Here is a 23,827-nt window from a genome sequence, read left to right as displayed (position 1 = left end):
AAAAAAGGAGTCTATCATGAAACCAAAAGTATTGGTTGTTGGATCATCCTTGAAGGATATGGGCGGAATTGTGAGTGTCATCAAAAACATTGAGGATTCCTCCATCTCGGAAATGTATGCCATGCAGCGGGTCGAAACGTATATCACGGGCAGCGTGTTCTCACGGCTGCTTATTTTTATACGGGGATTCATGCAATTCTGGATGAAGTTGTACACGTTCAAGCCGGATATCGTGCATATTCATATGGCAAACAACGGGAGCTTTTATCGGAAGTCTCTATTTCTGCTAACCGCACGAAAGTTGTTTCGAAAGTCAGTTATTCTGCATATTCATGCGGCCAGCTTTGATGATTTCTACAATCAATTTGCTCTGCAGCGCAAGTATTGTCACTACATTCTGAATCAGGCAGACAAGTTGATTGTCTTGTCCCAGACGTGGAAAGAATACTTTGCTACGATTGTGCCGGAGACAGCCATTGAGGTTCTTTATAACGGGGTCTTTGTCAAAGAACCGTTTGTAAGAGAACAACAAACAGCCGTTAATGCTCTCTTCATGGGCAGACTGGGTGAGCGAAAAGGAGTCTACGATCTGCTTCAGTCCATTCAGCAATTGAAGGCTTTAGGCGTTACAGCCACCTTTAATCTGGCAGGGGATGGCGAAATCGAAGAAGTCAAAGCAATCGTGCAGAAGTATGGAATAGAGGATCGTGTCAATGTACTCGGCTGGATTAACGGAGAGCAAAAGGAAAAACTGATGCGGGAAGCGGATATACTGGTCCTGCCATCTTATCATGAGGGATTACCTATGGCCATACTTGAAGCAATGAATTGTGGCTTGCCCATTATATCGACCACCGTCGGAGGCATCCCCGAAGTGATTACATCCGGTCATAATGGGCTGTTAATCGAGCCGGGAGATGTGCACGGGCTGACATCAGCGCTGGAATATCTCATCACGGATGAAGAGGTTAGAGCAAGAATGGGTTCACATAACAGAGAGATTATATCGGATAAGTTCGATATGAATCTTCTCGTAGGCAGATTATCAGGAATATATGATGCACTTCAAGTGAAGGTATCCTAGTGAACAGGAAAAGGTGATGAAATGAACCCCTTGGTATCTTGCATCATTACGACCCATAACCGGGCCGAGTTATTGAAAAATGCGTTGAGAAGTGTACGTGAGCAAACACATCCGTATCTGGAGATTTTCATTGTGGATGATGGTTCAGAAGATCAGACGCCAGAGATCTGTCAGGCTTGGACCCGGGAAGATTCACGGATTCGGTACATTAGGGTTCCATATCCCAAAGGAGCCAACCATGCACGGAATGTAGGGATATCCCAAGCCAATGGCAAGTACATTGCCTTCCTGGATGATGATGATGAATGGATGCCTGACAAAATAAAAACCCAGGCGGAAGTGCTGGAACGAACAAAGGAATCATTCACCTTTTGCAGCAAGTATCTCGCATACACGAATGAGCAGCATCAGGTGGTCAAACGGAAATTGTCGGTGGAACCTCGCGATGTTATTCGGTATGAGGATCTGCTTACATTCAACTGGATTGGGGAAACGTCCAAAATCATGGTACTCACCTCACTGGCCCGTGAAGTTCGATTCGATGAGAATCTGACATCCGCTCAGGATTATGACTTTTATCTGCGCATATTGAAACGAGGCTACATCGCCGTGAATGTGAAAGAACCGCTGGTGGATATCAACATCCATAGTGGTCCACGAATTTCAACCTCTACAACGGCCAAGTACAAGGGCCAACGCAAGATTATTTTGAAATACTACAATGACATGTCCAAGGAACAGAAGCGCCGTCAGTTACACCATTATCGAATGCTTGAATGGTCGAGAAATACACTTCGCAATAATGTTTATTTGAAAAAAGCACTGTCGCTGTACCCTTGGTGGAAAGATTGGGTGCTGCTCAAGCGTAATACCAAAATTATGATGCAAGGATTTTTAATGAGATTTCATGCAAGGCGCGCAGTTGGAACGTATACAGAGGAACCTGTGCGAATGAAACTAAAGTAAGAGGTGCCTGGATGGAAAATCCGACGGTGTATATGCTGCCCAAGATGATTGAAAACAATAAATTCAATGAACTGTTATCCGATTCCATTGAGAACAAGGGATGGGAAGTGAAACAGTTTACCAAAAGAGATCTAATCAAACTGAAAAAAAATGATGTGTTGCATTTTCATTGGCCCAGCTTCTATTACAGGGGTTCTTCCGTGCTGACAACAGTGATCAAGTCCATTCTATATGTATTGATGATTTGTTTTGCACGCTTGCGCGGGGCCAAATTGTTCTGGACGGTGCACAACATCTGGCCACACAACAGCGGCAAGACGCGATTCGATTATTGGATGAGAAAAATACTGGTCCAAAATTGCTCCAAGCTGATTGTCATGGGTAAACCCTTGATCTCGGAAATCTGTTCGACGTTTGGGATTGATTCCAGCCGGATCGAGGTTATACCACATGGACATTATAAGGGAGTGTATCAGGGAAAAGGCGTGAATATCCGCTCCCGGTTTGGCATCCCGGAGGAGAGTTATGTGTATGCGTTCTTCGGTCAGGTGTCGCCGTACAAGGGAGTGGATGATTTGCTGGAGGCATTCAAGGATCTGGATTCCGAACAAGCCCATCTGTTGATTGCTGGTAAAAAGGTAAAGGATTATGACCTTGGAGATGAATTTCTCAAGAGTGGACATATTCATACTCATTTTCATTTCATCGAAGATGATGAATATTCGGATTATTTTGATGCAGTCGATTCAATCATTCTTCCATACAAGCAAATTGCGACTTCTGGCAGTGCAATTCTGGCATTGACCTTCTGTAAACCGGTGGTGGCACCACGGATTGGCTTGTTGGAGGAATATCTGCCTGAAGATTGTGCCGTGCTCTACGAACCTTCGGATCCGGATGGATTGCTCAAGGCAATGAATATGATCCGGTTAAAACAATCGGAGTTTCAGGAAGGCAGTGGTTTTGTCAAAGCGTTGGAGCGGCTGGATTGGCCAGTGATTGCCCAAAGGACACTTACTCTGTACTCCAGTTAGTGCAGATGAACGGGTGGACCTAATTGAAAAATATGGGGATGAAATGATGAAGGTAACCGTCGCGATCTGTACGTATAACCGTGCTCATGATGCGGTAGAGGCTATACGAAGTGCAATACAACAGAATTACGCAAGCAGCGACTATGAGATCATACTCATTGATAACAATTCAAAAGACAACACACGGGAAGTCGTGCTTCAAACCATCTTGCATCATGAGAACCATTCGATCCGTTATGTGTTGGAAGAAAAGCAAGGCTTGTCTGTCGCCCGTAACCGGGCCATTCACGAGGCGCGCGGCCAGTATATCCTTTTCCTTGACGATGATGCCTTTGCTTGCAGGGACTGGATTCACCAGATCGTTAGTGTGTTTGAGATGAATGAAAATATCGGTTGTGTTGGTGGCAAGATTGATCCGATCTGGGAAGTACCTGAGCCAATGTGGATTCCACCGGAGAACAGGTCGCTATTCACCATTCTGGATTTTGCAGATGAAGTCACTGAAATGAAAAGTCCTTATATTCCATTTGGTGCAAATGTGGCTTTTCGTTTATCTGTCTTTGATCAACTGGCTCCCTTCCGTGAAGATCTTGGAAGAGTGGGGAATAATCTTCTCTCCAGTGAAGAGAGTGAGTTAATTGCAAGAATACGGACAAAGTTCAAGGTATATTACACGCCATACGGCGCGGTACAACATAAAGTAGCCAAAGAGCGAACGACAAAGAACTGGTTTCTGCGCCGAATCTATTGGCAAGGTGTGAGTGATGCCATTCGTGATCAGGATCGTGGTGTTGTGCGTACGGCCAAACATGGCATCAAGCTTGCACAGGGGATCACAACCTCACTGATCTACATTTATAATTCAGATCGGTTCACACGTCAGCTTGCCAAAGTATGTTACCGAAACGGCATGATTGTTGGGTCGCTTCGTCAAAACAGTAAGGGATGAGGATCGCTATGGCGCAAGTTGCACTTCGCAAAGTATTCAGAGGAAACGGCTTAATGAGTGCCATATTTCAGACAAGTGGGACCAATCTGCTCGTCATGACACTGACGATGCTGTCTTCCATTTTGACGTCACGCATGTTCGGGGTAGAGGGAAAGGGTGCGTTTTCGGCCATTCTATTCTGGCCTGCGCTCTTAACCGGATTGGTCGGATTCGGACTACCCACTTCTATCATTTATAACATCAAACAGAGCGCAACCGAGAAGAGTGCACAGTATGTTCGGTTAAGCTTTCTTTTTCAAGTTCCGGTGTGCATCATCATTGGTATTGTGGCCTGGTTTGGATTACCTTTCTGGCTCTCCAGCTTTCCGCCGGAGGTCGTGCAGATATCGAGATGGTATACGATTGCAACCGTTCCTGTACTTATTGTCATCAATCTCATATCAGCCCTCTCGCAGAGTCGGGAGAAATTCGCTGTATATAATGGTATCCGGTTAATGATCCCCCTGTTTAATGTAGGCGGGCTTTTTGTGTTATGGGGCCTGGGCATGCTGAGCATTCAGCTCGCGGCTGCGATCTATTTTGTAACCAGCTTCTCCGTGGTGGCGTGGGCTATCTATGCCAACCGTAATGAATTAAGACTGAGATGGTTCAAGGATCGGGTGGACCAGAGTTCGGCCAAGAAACTTTTTGGTTATGGCAGCAAGGTGTATGGTGTTGAATTGTTAGGAACGCTGTATACCCAGTTTGATAAAATCATTATTTTGGCTTTGCTCACCCCGCGTGATTTTGGACTGTATTCCGTCGTATTTGCGTTATCCCGAATCTACAATGCGGTTCAGACGGCCATTAGCAATGTTGTTTTTCCAAAAGTGACTGGATTGCCCCAAGAGCAGATTATTCGAACAGTTGGCAGAGCCTTCCGCATCTCGCTCATGGTCATGATGATCATTGTAATACCCACCATGTTTGTGGGGAACTACCTGATGGGTCTTCTGTTTGGCTCCGAATTTTTGGAAGCGAGCGTAGCATTTTATATTTTGGCTGTGGAATGCATTATTGGTGGTGGCTCCTGGATTCTGGCATCCGCATTTAATGCACTTGGTCGGCCTGGACTTGTGATGATCAGACAGCTCATTGCACTCTCGGTGACGGTGGCTTTGTTCTTTGTATTCACCCCGCTGTGGGGGCTCAACGGAATTGCAATTGCTTTATTGATCGGGTCCATTGTACGAATGGTGGTTACTGTGGCTGCGATGAAGATTGTATTTAAGGTGAAGTTTGCCGCCATGTTCTATGACAAGGAAGATCTGACGTTTCTCTATGAACGGTTAAATAAAAAAAGAAGAAGAGTCACCCAAGGAGGAGATGGAGATGCTGGGCACTAACAATATTCATCCAATGGAAGAGTTGAAGGGACATTTACGTCAGATTTTGAAGGTCATTCCACCGCGTACCGAAATCTATTATTTGGATTACCCGGTGCATAGCAATGGTGGCGACTTGTTGATTATGAAAGGTACTGAGGCTTTCTTCCGGGACAATGATATTCATGTACGTGCCAGATACAGCATTCTGGATTGCCCTTTATCCCTCAAGGTTCCGGAAGGTATCACGATTGTGTTGCACGGGGGAGGTAACTTTGGTGATCTGTATCCTGCCCATCAGAAATTGAGAGAACGAATGATTGCCCAACATCCGAATCACCGGATTGTCATTCTGCCACAGACGATGTTTTACAAGAGTGATATTGAATTGAAAAAGACAGCCCAAGTATTCAATCGTCATAAGGATGTACACTTTTTTGTCCGGGACACCTTATCTTATGAGATAGCCAGTAAAGAATTTCAACAAACCAATGTGTATCTATCCCCGGATATGGCGCATCAGTTGTGGCCTTTGAAGTCCAAGAGCAAGCCTACCGCAGAGATGTTGTATTTCTTTCGTAAAGACATTGAGAAAACTCAGAATCAGGTGCATTACGAATCCGTCAGTGGACCTAAGGCCACGTTTAAAGACTGGGAGACATTGTACAACCGGGTAGACCGGAAGATCATTCGCATGATTACATCCCGGTTGAAGTCAGGGAAAGGTAGCTCTTTCGCCCGCTGGTTGTGGTACAAATACTCTGATCGGATGGTACATACGGCCATTAAGGAATTCAATCAATACCGAACCATCACGACATCCCGTCTGCATGGACATATTCTGGCCTGTCTCCTGGATCAACCGAACATCCTGCTGGATAATTCATACGGCAAAAACTCGAATTATTATGCAGCTTGGACCAAGAGCAATCCGGCAGGCAGACTGGAGTCCAATCAGACCAGCACATATAACAAGCCAACCGAGACAGGCAAGGGAGCAAGTACGGTTGTGTTGTCGGATGGTGCAGCCCTATGAGAAGTATTCTGTTATCCGGCGGTTCTGGCAAACGTCTCTGGCCGTTATCCAACGATTCCAGATCCAAGCAATTTCTTAAAGTTCTTCATGGGCCAGAGGGAAGTCCGGAATCCATGGTACAGCGGGTATGGCGACAGCTGAATCATGCCGGACTTGCATCAGAGGCGCTTATTGCGACCAGTTTGCCACAGGTGGAGATTCTGACTTCTCAGCTGGGAGACGATGTGAGACTGGTTGTGGAGCCTGAGCGCAGAGATACGTTTCCTGCGATTGCGCTGGCAGTCTCCTATCTGTATTCCGTAGAGAGTGTGAGTCTGAATGAGACAATTGCAGTGTTGCCTGTGGATCCCTTTGTTGAAAAAGAATTCTTCGAAGTGCTGGCAACCTTACCGGAGATGCTTGATAAGTCTGGTGCTGATCTGGCCTTGATGGGAGTTGTGCCGACATACCCGTCAGAGAAGTACGGATACATCATTCCGCAATTCCTATCTTCCAGTGAAAATAACAATGAATACGTGAATGTAGCGAAGTTCCAGGAAAAACCCTGCGAATCCGATGCGGTCCTCATGATTGAGCAGGCCGCATTATGGAATTGCGGGGTTTTTGCTTTTAAACTTGGTTATTTGATTAATCTGCTCATTGAGATGGAACTGCCGATCCAGTATGACGAGATGCTGAAGCAATACGAAAGATTGAACAAGATCAGTTTTGATTACCAGGTTGTCGAGAAGGCAAATCAGATTATCGCTATTCCGTATAACGGCTTCTGGAAAGATCTAGGCACGTGGAACACACTTACGGAAGAGATGGGAAGCTCGGTAGTAGGAAAAGGGTGGATTACGGGAGATTCCCTGAATACCCACCTGGTCAATGAATTGAACATTCCGGTTGCCATATTGGGCTTGTCAGATGTGGTGGTTGCCGTGAGTCCGGATGGCATTCTGGTCAGTGACAAAGAAGCCAGCCCACGGATCAAGGAAATCTTGAAGAATGAGGATCAACGCCCCATGTATGAGGAGCGTAGGTGGGGTTGCTACCGGGTTCTGGATTATACAAGAAACGAAGCTGGCGGCGAGGTTCTCACCAAACGAATCTGCATCAGTGCCGGGAAAAACCTGAGTTATCAATACCATTTGCTTCGCAATGAGGTATGGACGGTTGTATCGGGAACAGGGGAATTGATTCTGGATGGGCAGAGCCGAATGATCGGGCAAGGAGATACAGTGATCATTGACCGGAGTATGTTTCATTCCGTCAGAGCCGTTACGGAACTGGAGATCATTGAAGTACAGATCGGCAGCCAGCTGATTGAGGAAGATATCGTTAGAGTGTCTACCGAATGGCAGGACATTGTTCAGACATATGTGAAGCACGCGTAACCAACACATTAGAACATGGGGGAGATTATGGAATGAATATTACGGTGATTGGCACAGGGTATGTGGGTTTGGTATCGGGCGTATGTTTTTCGGAACTGGGAAATAACGTGATCTGTGTCGACAACAATGTGGAAAAAGTGAATATGTTAATGGACGGTCATGTTCCGATCTATGAACCGGGTCTGAAGGATATCATGAATGCCAATATGAAAGCAGGAAGGCTGTCCTTCACCACCAACATTCAGGATGCTATCAGTCGTTCGGATATCATCATTATCGCGGTGGGTACGCCATCCCTGCCTAATGGCGAAGCAAATCTGAGCTTTATTGAGCTTGTCGCGCGAGAAATAGGTTCTTATATGGATAATTATAAAATAATAATGACTAAAAGCACTGTTCCTGTCGGAACTAACGATCGTATTCAGGAATGGATCAGCAGTTTGACGAATCATCCATTCGACATGGCATCGGTACCGGAGTTCCTGCGAGAAGGTACCGCTGTCCAGGATACGCTCTATCCTGACCGGATAGTCATTGGGACACATAGTGAGCGGGCAGTCGCCACGTTGAAAGAGCTGCATCAGCCATTAACCGATCAGATTATTGTTACGGATATTCGCTCGGCCGAAATGATTAAATATGCATCCAACGCTTTCCTGGCAACCAAGATCTCATTTATCAACGAAATCTCTAACATCTGTGAAAAAGTAGGAGCAGATGTCAGCCGTGTTGCCGAAGGCATGGGCTATGACAGACGAATCGGTGCCTCCTTTCTCAAGGCAGGCATTGGTTACGGAGGTTCCTGTTTCCCTAAGGATACACAAGCTCTGATTCAAATTGCAGGTAATGTGGATTATGACTTCAAACTGCTGAAGTCCGTGGTGGAAGTGAACAAAGATCAACGCTTCAACATCATTCGTAAACTGGAAGATGCACTAGGCTCACTCGAAGGGAAGGAGATTGCCATCTGGGGGCTTGCTTTCAAACCAGATACCGATGACGTTCGTGATGCTCCGGCGATTGAGATCATTCAACGTTTGCTTGAGCAGGGAGCGGTGATTCGGGCATATGACCCCATCGCTACCGAGAACTTCCGCAAAGAGGTGGATTCCCCATCCATTACGTGGGAAGAGCGTGCCATGAAAGCGGCGGAAGGTGCTGATGCACTCTGTGTTCTGACGGAATGGAAAGAGTTCATGGAGGTTAATCTGACTGATTTGGCAGCGCATATGAATCAACCCATCCTGATTGATGGAAGAAACATCTACGGAGAAGATCAGATTAAAGATACGTCCTTTCAATACTACTCCGTTGGTCGTCCAGGTCTAACCAATATCGATGGAAGAAAAACGGCAGTCATCTGACGGAGGCCATAACATGAGACGCGGGATCAAAATAACATTAGGTGCCATTTCCCTTGTTGCAGTTGTCATGATTGGATATTCTGTGTATCTGTATTCGCATGTTAAATCAGCGGCGGATCAAATGTATGAACCCCGGGAACCCATCAAGCAGGTATCTATTGTAGACCAGCGGGGTGGGGGAGATTTCCCTGTGGACATGGAGAATGAAGAACCTTTTAATGCTTTGATTATGGGTGTGGATGAACGTTCCAATGATCGGGGGCGCTCCGACACCATGATTGTATTAAGTGTTAATCCTGCGAAACAATCCGCACTTATGTTTAACATTCCCCGAGATACCAGAACGAATATTGTTGGTCACGGCACGGAGGATAAGATCAACCATGCCTATGCTTTTGGGGGCGTTAACATGTCTGTGCAGACCGTGGAACAATTGCTCAACGTTCCCATACATTACTACATGAAAGTGAATATGGAGGGCTTTGCACAAGTCATCGACATGGTGGGTGGAGTGGATGTGAATAACCCGTTTGCATTTGACTATGAGGGTTACCGGTTCGAGCAAGGGAATATTCATCTGGATGGTGAAGCTGCTTTGGGATTTTCGCGGATGCGTTATGATGATCCGAAGGGAGATCTCGGGCGGAATGACCGCCAGCGGGAGATCATCAAACAAGTGCTGAAGAATACGGTTCAGGTATCCAACGTGTTGCAACTGGAGACGTTGCTGGACGAAGTCAGTGCTCACGTCAGAACCGACGTTACCTTTGATGAGATGAAGCAGATGTTCTCCAATTATCGTTCGGTACTGGATCATATTGAATCCGTTGAGATTAAAGGCACGGGCAAGAAAATAGACGGAGTGTATTACTATATCGTGGAACAATCGGAACGAGACAGGATACATCAGATGATTGAAGAACATTCAAAATGATCGGATAGGGCGGTGAACCAGATGCGTATCTCCAGGCTAATGAAATTGTCCCTGATTGTGCTACTAATGTATATGCTCATGATACCGGCAAGTACAAATTATGTTCAATCAGCTCAAAACTATCAATGGAAGAATATACCTATTGGTGGTGGGGGGTACGTTACAGGCGTGGTTATTCATCCGACTGAGCCTGATCTGGTTTACGCTCGAACTGACGTTGGAGGAGTATATCGGTTGGATGCAGCTTCAGGAGATTGGGTCCCACTACTGGATCATTTTGGAGATGAGGACAGCAATCTGTACGGCGTGGATGGAATTGCGCTGGATCAGCAAAACCCCAATGTCGTGTATATCGCTGCTGGGAAGTACGGGAACGTGGGGCCGAGTGATATTCTGAAATCCACAGATCGGGGAGAGACCTGGATTCGAACCGGACTTAATCTTCGTAATGAATCAAATGGAAATATCCATCGAGCCATGGGAGAGAGCATCGCGGTTAATCCCACGAACTCCAATTACCTGCACGTGGGTACACGATATGATGGATTGTACACTTCCAGTGATGGTGCAGCCACGTGGAGCAAGGTATGGGATGTACCTAGCGGGCTATCTGGTGAGGGAATTCGAAGTGTAGCTTATGGATTGAATCCGGTGACGAAGCAAGGTCAAGTTGTGTATGCGGGGGTTCGCGGCATTGGTGTGTATAGCAAAGCACCAAGAAGCAATGGGCAGACCACTTGGCAACTTACCGGGAGAAGTCCCGAATATCCTGCACGTATGACTGTGGCGAAGAACGGGACGTTGTATGTGACCACGGATAATCAGGGCGTCTACAAGTTCAATGGTGTGCAGTGGACAAATATAACACCCAGCTCCAGTTACTCATCTTATTATGGAATCACGATTGATCCCAATAATGATAATCACATCCTGACAGCCGTTCGAACAGGCGGAGATAATCTGCCACTGTATCGTTCCGTTAATGGCGGACAGAGTTGGACAACAGTGAGCAAAACGCTGGTATCCAAACCGTCCTGGTGGACACCCAACATGTTTTTCTCAGCCACATCCAGTATCAAGTTTGATCCACATAATCCGGGCACCGTATACGCTACAGACTGGTTTGGCGTGTACAAGACGGAAAATATCAATGGTACCAATGGATTGACTGGCAATACAGCGAGTACTTGGGAAGCCATTACCGATGGTCATGAAGAAGTCGTCGCACTCACGGCATCCACACCACCTCAGGGTGTTTCATTCTTTAGTGGTTTAACGGATCAAGTCGGATTTAGACATGAAAATGTAACCGATGTTCCTCTTAATAAAATCCCGCTCTCAGGTATGCGAGAAATTGTGAGTATTGACTATCACGAGGCAAATCCGAATTACATGATATTTCTGGGAAGCAGTGACTGGTATGGTACCACCACACGTTTATTTGTCTCTTCCAATAACGGAGTTACGGTAACTCCAATGAATGTTCCGGCTGGCTCCAAACTGGGGAGGGTCGCCTACTCGGCCATCAATCCAAATGTAATTGTTTATTACCCCCAGACCGGTAATCCGGTCAGAAGCACGAATCGTGGCGCAACATGGCAAAATATGAATGGTGCCCCTTTTCAGGCCATCGGGGGGAATATGGTCTTTGCCTATAATCATCCACTGGCTGCGGATCGCATCAATGGATATAAATTTTATATGTATGCTGCTGGTTATCTGTATCGGTCTACGGATGCAGGTGCAAACTGGTCCAAAGCGAATACGGTTCGCCTTCCGATTAATACGGATATCAATACAAGCTTCATTAAAGTCGAGGCTGCACCTGGCGTGGCGAATAATGTATGGGTGAGTCTGGGAACCGATGGATTATATGCATCAACGAACTCGGGAAATACATTTTCCAAGATCCAGGGTGTGCAGAATTCCAAATTATTTGCCTTTGGTAAAGCTCAGCCCGGCAGATTGGTTCCAGCTGTCTATGTATATGGCACCGTAAATAACGTGCATGGATTCTTCCGTTCCGATGATATGGGGGTAACCTGGAATAATATAGGTCCTTTAGGTAATGGAATCGGGCTGGGCAATGAACCGCAAATTATGGCGGCAGACCGTCAAATCTATGGTCAGGTATATGTAGGTACAAATGGCAGAGGCATGTATGTTGGATCAATAGAATAACGAGAGAGATATGAAAGTGGTGAAGATCAAAATGATGGAGGAGGGCTCCGGGCGCACGAGACAAAAGCATGTACGAAGAACGTACGGATTTCTCATTGCTCTGCTGTTGATTGTGATCTGGATTCTGGTCATCTGGTCCATGTCCACGCAATCCTCTCAACAGCAAGACATTCAGCCTTGGCTTCATAAATGGTCTCAAAAATTGCACATCGGTTTTACACTTCCCGATGTGCAATTCACTTACGGGGAGTATGAGTATTCGCTGAAGCAACGGCCGTATGATTTTGCAGAGTTCATCTTTCGCAAGAGTGCGCACTTATTTGTATACGCTGTGCTCGCCGTGCTTGTGTACGGCGGGCTGCGGTACAGAAGAACATCCCTTGTGACGAGTATCGTTTCTGCTCTGGCTGTGGTACTTATCATCGCATCCATTGATGAGTATATTCAGCAGTTCAGCCCGGACCGGACAAGCTCGATACGTGATGTTGGAGTAGACTTGCTCGGCGGCTGCTGTGGGATTGCCATATATGCAGGACTTCAGTCCATGATCCGAAGGATCAGAAAAGGAAAGCGTACTTCCATTCACAGCGAGTGATTTCCCAGGAAATTAGATGTATCGTTCAACTTCTACTTGTCTGCCATCCATCATAAGTATGGAGTAGGACAAGGAGGACTGGACATGCTGCGAAGAAGGAACCGGAATGCTTTGCTCAAAAAGATCGGGTTCATCGCGATCATTGTATTATTGCTGTGGTTGATTGCCAGAACCATTCCGTATCTGTTTCAGGCAGATACATCGGATGAAGCTGCTGCTGTTGCCGAAGAGTTTTACAAATATGAGCAGACGGGTGACTTCGGCAGTTCATGGGAACTCTTTCATCCCCTGATGAAAGAGCGGTTTCCCAAGAGTGCTTACGTACAGAACAGAGCACATATATTTATGCAGCACTTTGGCGTGGAAACGTTTGAGCTGGAGATGGAAAAGCCGGAGCGCGAGTTCGATGTAACCGTGATCGATGGCGTTAAGCCATTTTCTGAAGCCTACAGAATCCGGGTCACCCAGAAGTACTCAGGTACCTTTGGCCAATTCGATATTGTGCAGACCTGTTATCTGGTAGAGGATGGCGATGAGTGGACCTTACTTTGGTATTATCCAAATCAGAAAAACGAGGATACCTCGCAGGTCGACAATAGTGACTGATCAGGAAATAATATTAACCCATACATTGAACCGAATTGTATCATTTACCTCACATGAGGCTCCATAAATGCGAGACTTTTGTCGCATTTATGGAGCTTTTTTTGCGTTTTGCTTGTTTTTATGGCTGCAAAGCCTTGACATTAGTCCCGGTGTCAAGTAAATTACGAGATAGATACAAAATGTATCAATTTTCAGCGTCTAACGACAAATAACAAGGACTTCTAAGCTCCTTGTGAGGGGAAGGAATATCATTGATCGAAACGGGCCGCTTTTACTGTGTCAGTTGTGGGATGATTGTGTCGGTCACTAGAAGCTCTGTCGAAATGAAGGAAGAGGGCAATGGAGGCAATCACGTATTTCGCACCGGATTCTACCGGAGTGAAATGCCGCTTGGATGCTGTGAAGCGTGTGTAGTTGAAGCGAAACGTCAGGGGAAATCCCAGTTTGCGGGGCAATATACTAAAGATTATGATACACTATGTGCATATGAGAAACGGGCATGAATGATGTGCTCGTCCATGAAGGAGGGGATTGAATGCAGCAGGAGCCGGTCGTCCGGATTCAGGGCGTCAGCAAGATCATATCCTCCCGATCATTGGTCAGCGACCTGACTCTGGATATTTCTCCGGGGCAGGTTTTTGGTTTTTTAGGACCTAATGGCGCGGGAAAAACAACGACGATTCGAATGATGGTTGGACTGATGTCCATCAGTAAAGGTGACATTTTCATCTCGGGACACAGTGTAAAGAATGAATTTGAGAAGGCGGTAGCCCAGGTAGGAGCTATTGTGGAAAATCCGGAAATGTACAAGTTTCTGACCGGGTACCAAAATCTCGTTCACTTTGCTCGCATGTCGCCGGGAGTTACGAAGGAACGTATTGCGGAAACAATTGAGCGTGTGGGGCTCACAGCTCGTATTCACGATAAGGTCAAAACCTATTCACTGGGCATGCGCCAGCGTCTGGGTGTCGCGCAAGCGATATTACATAAACCGAAGCTGCTTGTACTGGATGAGCCGACCAATGGTCTGGACCCACAGGGTATACGGGAACTGAGAGATTATTTGCGTCAGCTCACCCAAGAGGAAGGCATTACGGTCTTTGTATCCAGTCATCTGCTGTCAGAGATGGAACTGATGTGTGATACGGTTGCCATCATCCAGAATGGCAAGTTGATCGATGTAAGAAACCTTCGGGCTGAAGCAGGTTCGGATGCATTAATCGAAGTTGCTTTTGAGCTGAATGATGCAGATCGTGCTTCGGATCTGATTCAGGGTGCTGTCGTACAGGGCAATGTCCTGGTGATGCGGGTGTCTCGTGAGCAGATTCCGGATATCAATGCCAAGCTGGTTAGCGAAGGGTTTCAGGTGTACGGTATTCGTAACGTGACTCACACCCTGGAAGAACAATTCTTGCAAGTTACTGGGGGTGGAGGCATTGGGTAGTTTTGGTAATCTGATATTGAACGAGAATATGAAAATTTTCCGTCGTCCCCGTACCTGGATCATGTTATCAATTCTGGCGCTGATCTCGCTATTAATGCCAGTGTTACTGCGAGAAGGCATGGGGTCCAATGAAGTTTTGTACTGGGAAGCGGCTGTAACGACCATCCAGGTTACATTTTTCCTGAACACGATCTTTTGTGTCGTGATTGCAGCGGAATCGGTCGCAGGCGAATTTACCTGGGGAACCATTAAGCTATTGCTGATCCGTCCATGGTCACGAAGCAAAGTTCTTGCTTCCAAATATCTGACCGTCGTTGGCTTCAGTATTGTCAGTACATTGCTGGTCATCGCGATGGCCATGCTGATGTCTTATATCCTTTTCTCCCATGATGCTCCGGGAGGAAGCAGTAGTCCGGCTACGAATGCTCTGACGTTATGGGGATATTTGTACGTTGATCTGTTCATTACGCTTGCGATTGCCTTTATGGTGTCCTCCGTATTTCGTTCAGGTGCACTTGCGATTGGATTATCCCTGTTCATTATGTTCTCACAGAGTATCTTCTCACTCATATTCAATCCGGTCCGTTATGAGTGGGCCAAGTATGTTCTATTCAACAACATGGATCTTAGCAAATACATGACCTCCGGGGCGGATTTTGCGCTAATGGGTGGTCCAAGTGCAGGAATGACACTGGGTTTCTCCATTGCAGTTCTGGCGGTGTATTACGTTATTTTCATGGTGATTTCCTGGGTTGTATTCAGCAAGAGAGATGTGGCAGGCTAACGCCTGCTTCTTTTTTTTGCTCCAATGTTTGTTTTGGAAAGAAAATAAGTGTATATTCAGCATCGCCTGTGGCATGACTGTCATTTAAGGGTACTTAGTATCAGTAGCGTTTTTCATAATTCGAATTTCACCGCTCACAGGTACAAGATATAGACGAATAGGATCATTTCGATCTCTATCTTGCTGATTGGAAGACGCTCAGGGGATTTATGAAAAAAGCTCTCATAAGTAAATGACTAGATATACATATGAACGCCGCAGTCACTTTGGCAGAGCAGCGCATGGAGGGATCACGTTTCTTGATAAATAACAAGTTCTATCGCATATGCACAGCGATTATTCTGCTGCTTCTCATCGTGTATCTGGGGGAAAAAGTGAACTTTATTTTCAGCCCCCTGACCTCACTGATTCACATCATCATCATTCCGCTGCTGATTGCTGGTTTCTTCTATTATCTGCTGCGCCCGCTCGTCGATTATATGGAAAGGCATAAGATCAAACGTGCATTGTCAGTTCTAATTATTTATGTCGTAATTGCACTAATACTTGCAGGTTTTAGTGTGCTCGTATGGCCTTCCCTGCGTGAACAATTGATGAATTTCGTGGAGAATGCTCCAGCGTTGGTCACTTCACTCAGCGATCAGTTGAATGCACTTGAAAGGAGCAATGTTGTATCCAGATACCTGCCTGATGATTCCAATCTATTCTCACGATTATCCGATGTTCTGAGCCAAGGGATCACTCAGGTAACCAATTATGTCTCCGGGTTATTCTCCGTGGTATCCAATCTGGTTATTATTCTGGCAACGTTCCCGATCATGTTGTATTACATGCTTAAGGAAGGCAGCAAGTTTGGAACGAATCTAACCTTATTGTTGCCAAGACATTATCGGAAGGATGGGGAAGAAACCGTCCATGAGATCGATGAAGCACTAAGCAACTATATTGTTGGCCGGGTTATTGTTAATGTAGCCTTGGGGATCCTGATGTACATCGGTTTTCTCATCTTAGGTTTGCCTTACGCATTGCTGCTGACGGTTGTATCGATTATTCTGAACTTCATCCCTTATGTGGGTGCTTTGCTGGCAGCTATTCCAGTTGTCATTGTTGCGTTTATCGAATCACCTTCGATGGCGATCTGGTCACTGGTCATCATTGTAATCGCACAGCAAATTCAGGATAACCTGATCTCACCGTATGTCTATGGCAAACAGCTCGATATTCATCCACTGACTACCGTTATCCTTTTGCTCGTGGGTGCTGACCTGGGAAATATCTTGGGTATGATCATCGTGATTCCCCTATATATGATTCTGAAAATTATAGTTCGCAAAATCCATTATCGGATTGTCGAAGATAAGACTGAAACTTAAATGGAATTTGAAATACAACGCTATCATGTGTGCCACTACTAATGTTTGTTATTGAATCACATCGATAAGCTCATCAGGATAAGCCGCATATCAATGGTGAAGGGGCAAGCAAGTTTGCCCTCGCCATTGGTATGCGGCTTTTTTTATACATATTGCTCACTCATGTTATACCTGTTATACTTGATATATAACAGACAACAAAAGAAGGTGAGCCCTTGATTATTCAACTGGATATGCAATCCGAACTTCCCATCTATTCGCAACTTGTTTATCAAATTATTGAAGGTATTGCTAGTGGTGAGTTACAGCTAGGTGAGGCGTTACCTTCGGTTCGGAATTTGGCCGCAGATATCGGTGTTAACCTTCACACCGTCAATAAGGCTTATACACTACTCAAGCAAGATGGATACATTCTGGTTCATAGACAAAAGGGAGTTGTAGTGAACCCTGATGGAATGCCTGGTTTAACGGATGATTTTTTGAAAAAGCAGCAAAGAGAATTAAGACCGATTATTGCGGAAGCGATCTGTCGTGGAATGACTAAAGAAGAATTATCTGCAGTGTTAGACCAAATGTATGATGATGTGAAGATGGGTCACAACAAAGAATAATGGAATCAAGGGAGTGTGTTATGTATGCAGCTATTTAGTATATTACCTATCATTTTAATCTTTGCTCCATTAGCCTTACTTCTATCCTTTACACCATATCTGACAAGGGAAACCATTAGCTTTGGGGTTACGGTAAGTCAATATAATTACTACACACCCATCTTACGTAAGCTAAGAAGTACGTTTGCTACAGTAAGTCTGATCGGAAACGGGATGATTATACTTGTCTGTCTGTATTTTCTCCGATCTGCTCATGCAGATTCTACCGCAATGATTACCGGTGTTAGCACAATGATATTTATTGTGTACTGGGCAGCGCTACACATCTTATTTTATTTCAAGATGAAAAAGATAAAAGGAACACTTACAACTGTAGAAGCACCTCAAAGAGTGAAAATCGATACCACCTTCCGCCAAAATAGACTCACCTATTCCAACTATTGGTTTCTCATTCACATGGCTATTATTGCAGCCGTTGCGATCATTTCGATCCTGAATTATAAGGCACTACCTAACGTCATTCCAATAAAATATGATCTTCAGGGCCATGTCACTTCCAGTGTGCCTAAAACTTACCTCTCGGTACTGGCTATTAATCTTGTACAGCTAGGAATCATTGCACTTATGATGTTGGTTAACTGGAGTATTAAATCAAGCAAACAACAGCTTACTACGTCTAATCCGGGCCAATTTGCTGCTAAAAATATTCAATTCCGCCGTAAATGGTCCCTATTTACGCTTGTAACAGGCTTACTTCTTACCATCTTATTTTCCTTCATTCAGATCAATATGTTCGTCCCTAATCTGGTCTTGTTAACAGTTATTAGCTTCATCACTCCTGTGGTGATCGTGTTAGGTGTTGTATGGCTGTCTCTCACAGGCAGACAAGGCGGTGGCAAAATTCGTAATCAACAAGAGGATCACGAACGATCTAAGGAGCAGCCTGTGAATGACGATGATTATTGGAAGCTTGGGTTTATTTACTTCAATGCCAATGATCCTTCTTTAACCATAGAAAAGCGTTATGGAATAGGCTGGACAATTAACTTCGCTCGTCCACTATCTTGGGTCCTGTTGTTATTCATCATTGCTATTGTTGTTATAAGCATAGTCCTGAGCCAATAAATGCTCATAATGCTATGCATATAATAGATGAAATTAATTATTAGGAGGAGTTATTACAATGAGCAATTGGAAAAAGCTATTACTTTCTCTTACTTTCGTAGGTCTCATCCTTCCGGTAACATCCATCTCAGAAGCTGCTGAAAAATCCGCTGGTAGTGAAAATCTTGTTCCTATTCGTGAGATTGCAGAAAAGAATGGGGCAGAGGTATCTTGGCAACAAAAGACAGGAGAAATCACAATACGAAAAAGTGAGCTTACGATTGTAGTTAAGGTAGGAGAGAAACAGGCGATGGTAAATGGGCAAGCCATATCCTTAGACAATCCTGTTCAGTTAACGAAAGGAACTACCTATATGGATGGGGCATTTCTTTCCGAGACGCTGAAGGCAGCACCTGAGGATATATTCATTTCCCTTATTCGTGAGGGCGATGGCAAGGAGGCTGTCAAGTATGTTCATACCTCTGTGAGTGGAGTGTTGTCACCCACGTTGTTGAGTCAGCTGTGGGGAGCTTTAGAAGGACAAAATGGCAAAATTACAAGTGAAGCCATAGCTAAGCATGTAGAAAATAATACAGTGCATCGCAATGTTACCTATACGTTCAAAACAGAGCTAACTCGTTTAAATATTACGGTCAGAATGAATCATAACGGACTTGTGGATGATTTGCATATTGCCGCCGCTACGCCAGATGTGTATCAAAAACCAAGCTACGACGACCCATCTACCTATACAGAACAAGACATTACGGTTGGTCAGGGTGATTTAGCTTTGCCAGGGACATTAACTTTGCCCAAGGGAGAGGGACCTTTCCCTGTTGTCATTCTGGTACACGGATCTGGGCCTAGCAATCAAGATGTTGCCATTGGTGGTGCAAAGCCGTTTCGCGATCTTGCGGTAGGTTTAGCTTCACAAGGAGTTGCTGTATTAAGATACGATAAGGTCACGTATGAGCATACCTATAAGGTGGCTTCACAGCCTAAATTTACATTAAAACAAGAGAGCGTAGATCAGGTAAACGATGCAGTGGAATTGCTTAAAAAGAATGCACATATTGATTCTACAGCGATTTTTGTAGCTGGACATAGTCAAGGCGGGTTTGCAATGCCGTTAATCATTGCTGAGGATAAGCAAAATGATATTGCAGGAAGTATTTTACTTGCTGCACCAAGTAGTAGTTTTGTGGATGTGCTTACCGAGCAGCAGGACGAATTGGTAGAGCGGATGAAGCAGCTTGGTTTAGACACGGATGTCATTCAAGGGCAAGCTGATTTTTATAAAAATGTGGCTGCGATGGTTAAAGATCCAAAATATTCTGTAGATCATCTTCCTGAGGCGTTTCCACTTCAACCTGCTTATTGGTGGTTTGAGCAGAGAGATTATGTGCCTGCGGAACTGGCTAAAACACAAAATACACCTATGCTTGTTATACAAGGCGAAAACGATGTACAAGTGTCTATGAATCAATTCCAAACCTGGAAATCGTCTCTTCAAGGTCATTCCAATGTAACGTACAATAGCTATCCAAAGGTAAATCATCTTTTATCCAGCTATGATGGGCTTTCAATCGGTCAAGAGTACGCTGAGCCATCTAATGTCTCCAAAGCCATTATCAATGATATTGCGAAGTGGGTATTAAAATCAAACTAAAAACGGGAGTTCCATTCTTGGGTTGAATGATAACTTGAAGAAGTGACGGATAGGGCGAGATATAATAAGAAGAGGAGCACTTACCAAAATAGGCAAGTGCTCCTCTTCTTATTTATAAATTTGCTTTATTTAGACCAATTGGACTCTTTCTCGTCTTCATCTGTATAATCAGACATGGTCAGTGGTTCCTTGGGAACAACGGCCACTTTGTAGAACCGATTTTTGTCTTTTTCCAGCAAAACAAAGATTAGATTCTCGAACTCATATTCTTCCTGTTCGTTCATCTCGGGACGATGGCTGTAGAGCCATCCACCAATGGTGTCCCACTCATCTGCATCCAGGCTGGACATAAACATGTCGTTCACCTTCGATAAGGAAACCTTGCCATCCATAATGACATAGTTCTCATTGATGACTTGAATATCTTCCACTTCGTCTGCGTCGAACTCGTCGCGAATCTCACCAACAATCTGCTCAAGCACATCCTCGATGGTTACAATTCCGGAAGTTCCTCCATATTCGTCGACAAGTACGGCGATATGTACGCCATCCTTCTGCATTTTCTTGAGCAAGTCCTTCACAGGAGTTGTTTCGTGAACAGCCGATACAGGCTGAATCAGGGAGGATAGATCAACAGGTTCATCGTTTCCGTAAAGTTCCAGGAAGAATTGTTTCGTATTAATGATACCGATGATATCGTCTTTACTCTCATTCACTACTGGAAAACGTGTATATTGTTCTTCACGAATGATCTCCAGGTTTTCCTCGTTTGTTCTATTCACATAAAGGCAGACCATATCGGTCCGGGGTACCATGATTTCTTTGGCTAACATCTCATCAAAAGCAAAGATCCGGCTTACATAACCGAACTCGGCTTGGTTGATTTTACCACTTTCAAAGCTTTCATTAATGATGATCTGCAACTCTTCTTCGGAGTGTGCATCTTCATGTTCAGAAGCAGGTTTGATTCCGAACAGTTTCACCAGTTGGTTCGCTGAGCCGTTTAACAGCCAGATAAAAGGATACATAATTCGGTTAAACCAGATGATAGGTGTAGACGTCAGCAGTGCAACAGTCTCGGCTTTCCGGATTGCAATCGTTTTTGGAGCGAGTTCACCAACCACAACATGCAGATACGTGATGGAAGCAAACGCGATAACAAACGATAAGAATGAAGAAACCGCCTCAGGAATTTGCAAGCTTTCAAACACAGGGTGGAGAATCTTCTCTACCGTTGGTTCACCCAGCCAGCCCAGTCCCAGAGATGTGATCGTGATTCCAAGCTGGCAGGCAGACAAATATCCGTCCAGATTGGCAACGGCTTGTTTAACAGCCAGCGCACGCTTGTTTCCTTCTGCAATCATTTGATCGATCCGGCTCGGACGAACCCGTACCAGAGCGAATTCCACTGCAACAAAAAACGCCGAAAGTCCTATCAAAAAAGCAACCAATACTAAATTTAACGCATACCTCTCACTTTCCATTCACTGCTCTTCTCCTTTAGGTAATAAGTTTTTAACGATTATTATATCTAATTTTACGTAAGAAGACCACCTCAAGACAAAGAAATGAGGAAGAGTCTGGAAGGTGAAATGAGCAGATTGGCGTCACAATGCGAATCTGCTCCATCATTAAACTGATATGTAGAAGGTAACACAGTCAGAATATACAATGAACGAAGTACAAATTTGAATTTCCAGAATCAAGTATTCCGTCTGCTTATGTAAAGTTTTATCTAAGCAAACGTTACGAATAGGGGGTACATTGGGTATCTATGATTAGCTGTATACATAATCGTCAAAGATGTGTAGGTGAGAGAAAGGCAAGGCCATGAAGCTTGCCACTTGAGGAGGAAGCCGAATGTTCTGGCTGGTCATTATATTACTCGTATTTATTTTCCAGGCAGCCACAATTCTTTTACTGGAATTTCGTAATCCGGCTAAAGCTGTGGCTTGGCTGTTTATTTTGTTCTGCGTGCCTTTGATCGGTTTTGTGGTGTACTATTTCGTGGCGCAGGACTATAACAAACGAAAAAAACTCCGCAAGGGTGGATCGCGCATCTTCCGTGAAATGAAGGAAACGATCTGGGAACAAGCCCACATCATTGGAGATGTCGAACAGATGCCTGGCGATCGTTTCAGCCACCAGCATCGATTGTTTAACCTGTTATCCCATCTGTCGGAGAGCCCGATTACAGGTTGTAACCACAGTACGGTGCTCACAAATGGTGAAGAGGCGTTTGCGGCAATGCTGAGGGAAATGGAAAAAGCAAAGCACCATCTGCATGTGGAATTTTACATTTTCCGTGATGATGTCATCAGCACCAAGTTTCAGGATGTCATGATTCGCAAGGCTCAGGAGGGCGTGAAGGTTCGGTTTATTTGTGACGGTCTCGGCAGTCACAAGATGAGCTGGAGTTTTATCCGCAAACTGCAAGATGCAGGTGTGGAGTTTCATTATTTTCTACCGCCACTGATTGCAACGATTGACCGAAGAGTCAACTACCGGAATCACCGTAAAATTGTTGTTGTGGATGGACAGGTTGGTTTCGTAGGTGGCATCAATGTAGGCGATGATTATCTTGGACAATATCCGGAGATCGGTTTTTGGCGGGATACACATGTGCAGATTGAGGGAGATGCCGTATATTTCCTGCAAAGTACATTCCTGAACGACTGGAAATTGGCTTCCGGTGAGCGAATTACCGAACCCCAACTTGCGGAATTATTTCCACCCCATATCTGTAGCGGGGAAGAACGAATTCAGATTCTGGCCAGTGGGCCGGATCAGGACTGGGATGCCATTCAGGAAATGTGTTTTGGGGCCATTTCGGTAGCTTGTGAACGGATATACATTACCACACCTTATTTTATCCCTGATCCTGCCCTGTATGAGGCACTCAAAACAGCTGCTGTCAGTGGCGTTGATGTGAAAATTATCATTCCATATCAATCCGATTCAAAGCTTGTTCATTTGGCATCCCTTTCATATGTAGAGGAACTTCTGCGAGCAGGTGTTGAGTTCTTCCAATATCGCAAAGGTTTTGTACATGCCAAAGTGATGATTGTGGATGAGTTGCTTGCAACGGTAGGCACGGCCAATATGGATATGCGCAGTTTTTTTTGCAATTTTGAGTTAACGGCTGTCCTGTTCGAGTCCTCTCCGATTCGTCGTTTGATCACTGACTTTGAACGTGATCTCGGGGAATGCAGTCAGATCGATGGGGAGTTATTTCAGAAGCGTTCACGACGGCAAAAAGCCGCAGAAATGCTTTCTCGGATGCTTTCACCGCTTCTTTAGCCGATTTAGGGCAGATTTCTGAAGATAAGTTCACTTTTTGTGAATTTATC

At 45.0% G+C, this 23,827-nt stretch carries 21 protein-coding genes; 20 read left to right on the top strand and 1 reads right to left on the bottom strand.

What is annotated here, in order from left to right:
* Positions 1-16: 16 nt before the first annotated feature.
* The 19 genes from CXK86_RS16990 to CXK86_RS16900 all read left to right on the top strand — a co-directional run bounded on the left by CXK86_RS16990 (position 17) and on the right by CXK86_RS16900 (position 20,477).
* Positions 17-1,084, top strand: coding sequence for a glycosyltransferase family 4 protein (locus CXK86_RS16990; RefSeq protein ID WP_076251433.1), 1,068 nt, complete (start codon positions 17-19; stop codon positions 1,082-1,084).
* Between the two features lie 21 nt (positions 1,085-1,105).
* Positions 1,106-2,050 carry a glycosyltransferase family 2 protein gene (locus CXK86_RS16985; RefSeq protein WP_076251435.1) on the top strand — a complete coding sequence of 315 codons (945 nt, stop codon included), beginning with the start codon at positions 1,106-1,108 and terminating at the stop codon, positions 2,048-2,050.
* Between the two features lie 11 nt (positions 2,051-2,061).
* Complete coding sequence (locus CXK86_RS16980) at positions 2,062-3,084, top strand: glycosyltransferase (protein WP_076251437.1); 1,023 nt, start codon at positions 2,062-2,064, stop codon at positions 3,082-3,084.
* Positions 3,050-4,033 (top strand): glycosyltransferase, encoded by a 984-nt coding sequence (locus CXK86_RS16975; RefSeq protein ID WP_257467889.1) that lies wholly within the window; start codon positions 3,050-3,052, stop codon positions 4,031-4,033. The genes CXK86_RS16980 and CXK86_RS16975 overlap by 35 nt, the downstream gene beginning before the upstream one ends.
* 8 nt (positions 4,034-4,041) lie before the next feature.
* Positions 4,042-5,418: a lipopolysaccharide biosynthesis protein gene (locus CXK86_RS16970; protein ID WP_076251440.1), complete on the top strand. Its 1,377-nt coding sequence runs from the start codon at positions 4,042-4,044 to the stop codon at positions 5,416-5,418.
* Complete coding sequence (locus CXK86_RS16965; RefSeq protein ID WP_036611316.1) at positions 5,405-6,433, top strand: polysaccharide pyruvyl transferase family protein; 1,029 nt, start codon at positions 5,405-5,407, stop codon at positions 6,431-6,433. The genes CXK86_RS16970 and CXK86_RS16965 overlap by 14 nt, the downstream gene beginning before the upstream one ends.
* Complete coding sequence (locus CXK86_RS16960; RefSeq protein ID WP_076251442.1) at positions 6,430-7,812, top strand: sugar phosphate nucleotidyltransferase; 1,383 nt, start codon at positions 6,430-6,432, stop codon at positions 7,810-7,812. Before CXK86_RS16965 ends, CXK86_RS16960 begins: the two co-directional genes overlap by 4 nt.
* A 32-nt stretch (positions 7,813-7,844) precedes the next feature.
* Positions 7,845-9,176, top strand: coding sequence for a UDP-glucose dehydrogenase family protein (locus tag CXK86_RS16955; RefSeq protein WP_036611311.1), 1,332 nt, complete (start codon positions 7,845-7,847; stop codon positions 9,174-9,176).
* Positions 9,177-9,189: 13 nt separating this feature from the next.
* Complete coding sequence (locus CXK86_RS16950; protein ID WP_036611307.1) at positions 9,190-10,110, top strand: LCP family glycopolymer transferase; 921 nt, start codon at positions 9,190-9,192, stop codon at positions 10,108-10,110.
* A 12-nt stretch (positions 10,111-10,122) separates the two neighbouring features.
* On the top strand, positions 10,123-12,291 hold the full coding sequence (locus CXK86_RS16945) for a sialidase family protein (protein WP_180361783.1): 2,169 nt from the start codon (positions 10,123-10,125) through the stop codon (positions 12,289-12,291).
* 19 nt (positions 12,292-12,310) lie between these two features.
* The gene (locus CXK86_RS16940) at positions 12,311-12,886 is read left to right on the top strand and encodes a VanZ family protein (protein ID WP_218973871.1); all 576 of its coding nucleotides are present in this window, start codon (positions 12,311-12,313) and stop codon (positions 12,884-12,886) included.
* Between the two features lie 84 nt (positions 12,887-12,970).
* Positions 12,971-13,492 carry a hypothetical protein gene (locus CXK86_RS16935; RefSeq protein ID WP_036611303.1) on the top strand — a complete coding sequence of 174 codons (522 nt, stop codon included), beginning with the start codon at positions 12,971-12,973 and terminating at the stop codon, positions 13,490-13,492.
* Positions 13,493-13,788: 296 nt separating this feature from the next.
* Positions 13,789-13,995 (top strand): hypothetical protein, encoded by a 207-nt coding sequence (locus CXK86_RS16930; protein WP_152683015.1) that lies wholly within the window; start codon positions 13,789-13,791, stop codon positions 13,993-13,995.
* Between the two features lie 32 nt (positions 13,996-14,027).
* Positions 14,028-14,936, top strand: a complete 909-nt coding sequence (locus CXK86_RS16925) for an ABC transporter ATP-binding protein (RefSeq protein WP_076251448.1) — start codon at positions 14,028-14,030, stop codon at positions 14,934-14,936.
* A complete protein-coding gene (locus CXK86_RS16920) occupies positions 14,929-15,720 on the top strand; it encodes an ABC transporter permease (RefSeq protein WP_076209619.1) in 792 nt (263 codons plus the stop codon). Before CXK86_RS16925 ends, CXK86_RS16920 begins: the two co-directional genes overlap by 8 nt.
* Before the next feature lie 299 nt (positions 15,721-16,019).
* Complete coding sequence (locus CXK86_RS16915; RefSeq protein WP_083684469.1) at positions 16,020-17,093, top strand: AI-2E family transporter; 1,074 nt, start codon at positions 16,020-16,022, stop codon at positions 17,091-17,093.
* Between the two features lie 215 nt (positions 17,094-17,308).
* Positions 17,309-17,704, top strand: a complete 396-nt coding sequence (locus CXK86_RS16910; RefSeq protein ID WP_036611299.1) for a GntR family transcriptional regulator — start codon at positions 17,309-17,311, stop codon at positions 17,702-17,704.
* A gap of 24 nt (positions 17,705-17,728) precedes the next feature.
* Positions 17,729-18,829 (top strand): DUF1648 domain-containing protein, encoded by a 1,101-nt coding sequence (locus CXK86_RS16905; RefSeq protein WP_076251450.1) that lies wholly within the window; start codon positions 17,729-17,731, stop codon positions 18,827-18,829.
* A gap of 58 nt (positions 18,830-18,887) precedes the next feature.
* Positions 18,888-20,477 carry an alpha/beta hydrolase family protein gene (locus CXK86_RS16900; RefSeq protein WP_101314135.1) on the top strand — a complete coding sequence of 530 codons (1,590 nt, stop codon included), beginning with the start codon at positions 18,888-18,890 and terminating at the stop codon, positions 20,475-20,477.
* A gap of 125 nt (positions 20,478-20,602) precedes the next feature.
* Here CXK86_RS16900 and CXK86_RS16895 read toward each other — a convergent pair whose 3' ends face one another.
* The gene (locus CXK86_RS16895) at positions 20,603-21,961 is read right to left on the bottom strand and encodes a hemolysin family protein (RefSeq protein ID WP_036668939.1); all 1,359 of its coding nucleotides are present in this window, start codon (positions 21,959-21,961) and stop codon (positions 20,603-20,605) included.
* 376 nt (positions 21,962-22,337) lie between these two features.
* Here CXK86_RS16895 and cls point away from each other — a divergent pair, with 376 nt between their 5' ends.
* Positions 22,338-23,777 carry a cardiolipin synthase gene (cls, locus tag CXK86_RS16890; RefSeq protein ID WP_076251454.1) on the top strand — a complete coding sequence of 480 codons (1,440 nt, stop codon included), beginning with the start codon at positions 22,338-22,340 and terminating at the stop codon, positions 23,775-23,777.
* Positions 23,778-23,827: the final 50 nt, after the last annotated feature.

The organism is Paenibacillus sp. BGI2013, from assembly GCF_002843485.1.
GTDB classification, from domain to species: Bacteria; Bacillota; Bacilli; order Paenibacillales; family Paenibacillaceae; genus Paenibacillus; species Paenibacillus amylolyticus.
Note: the sequence above shows the minus strand (reverse complement) of the source record. Positions and strands in the feature narration are given on the sequence as shown.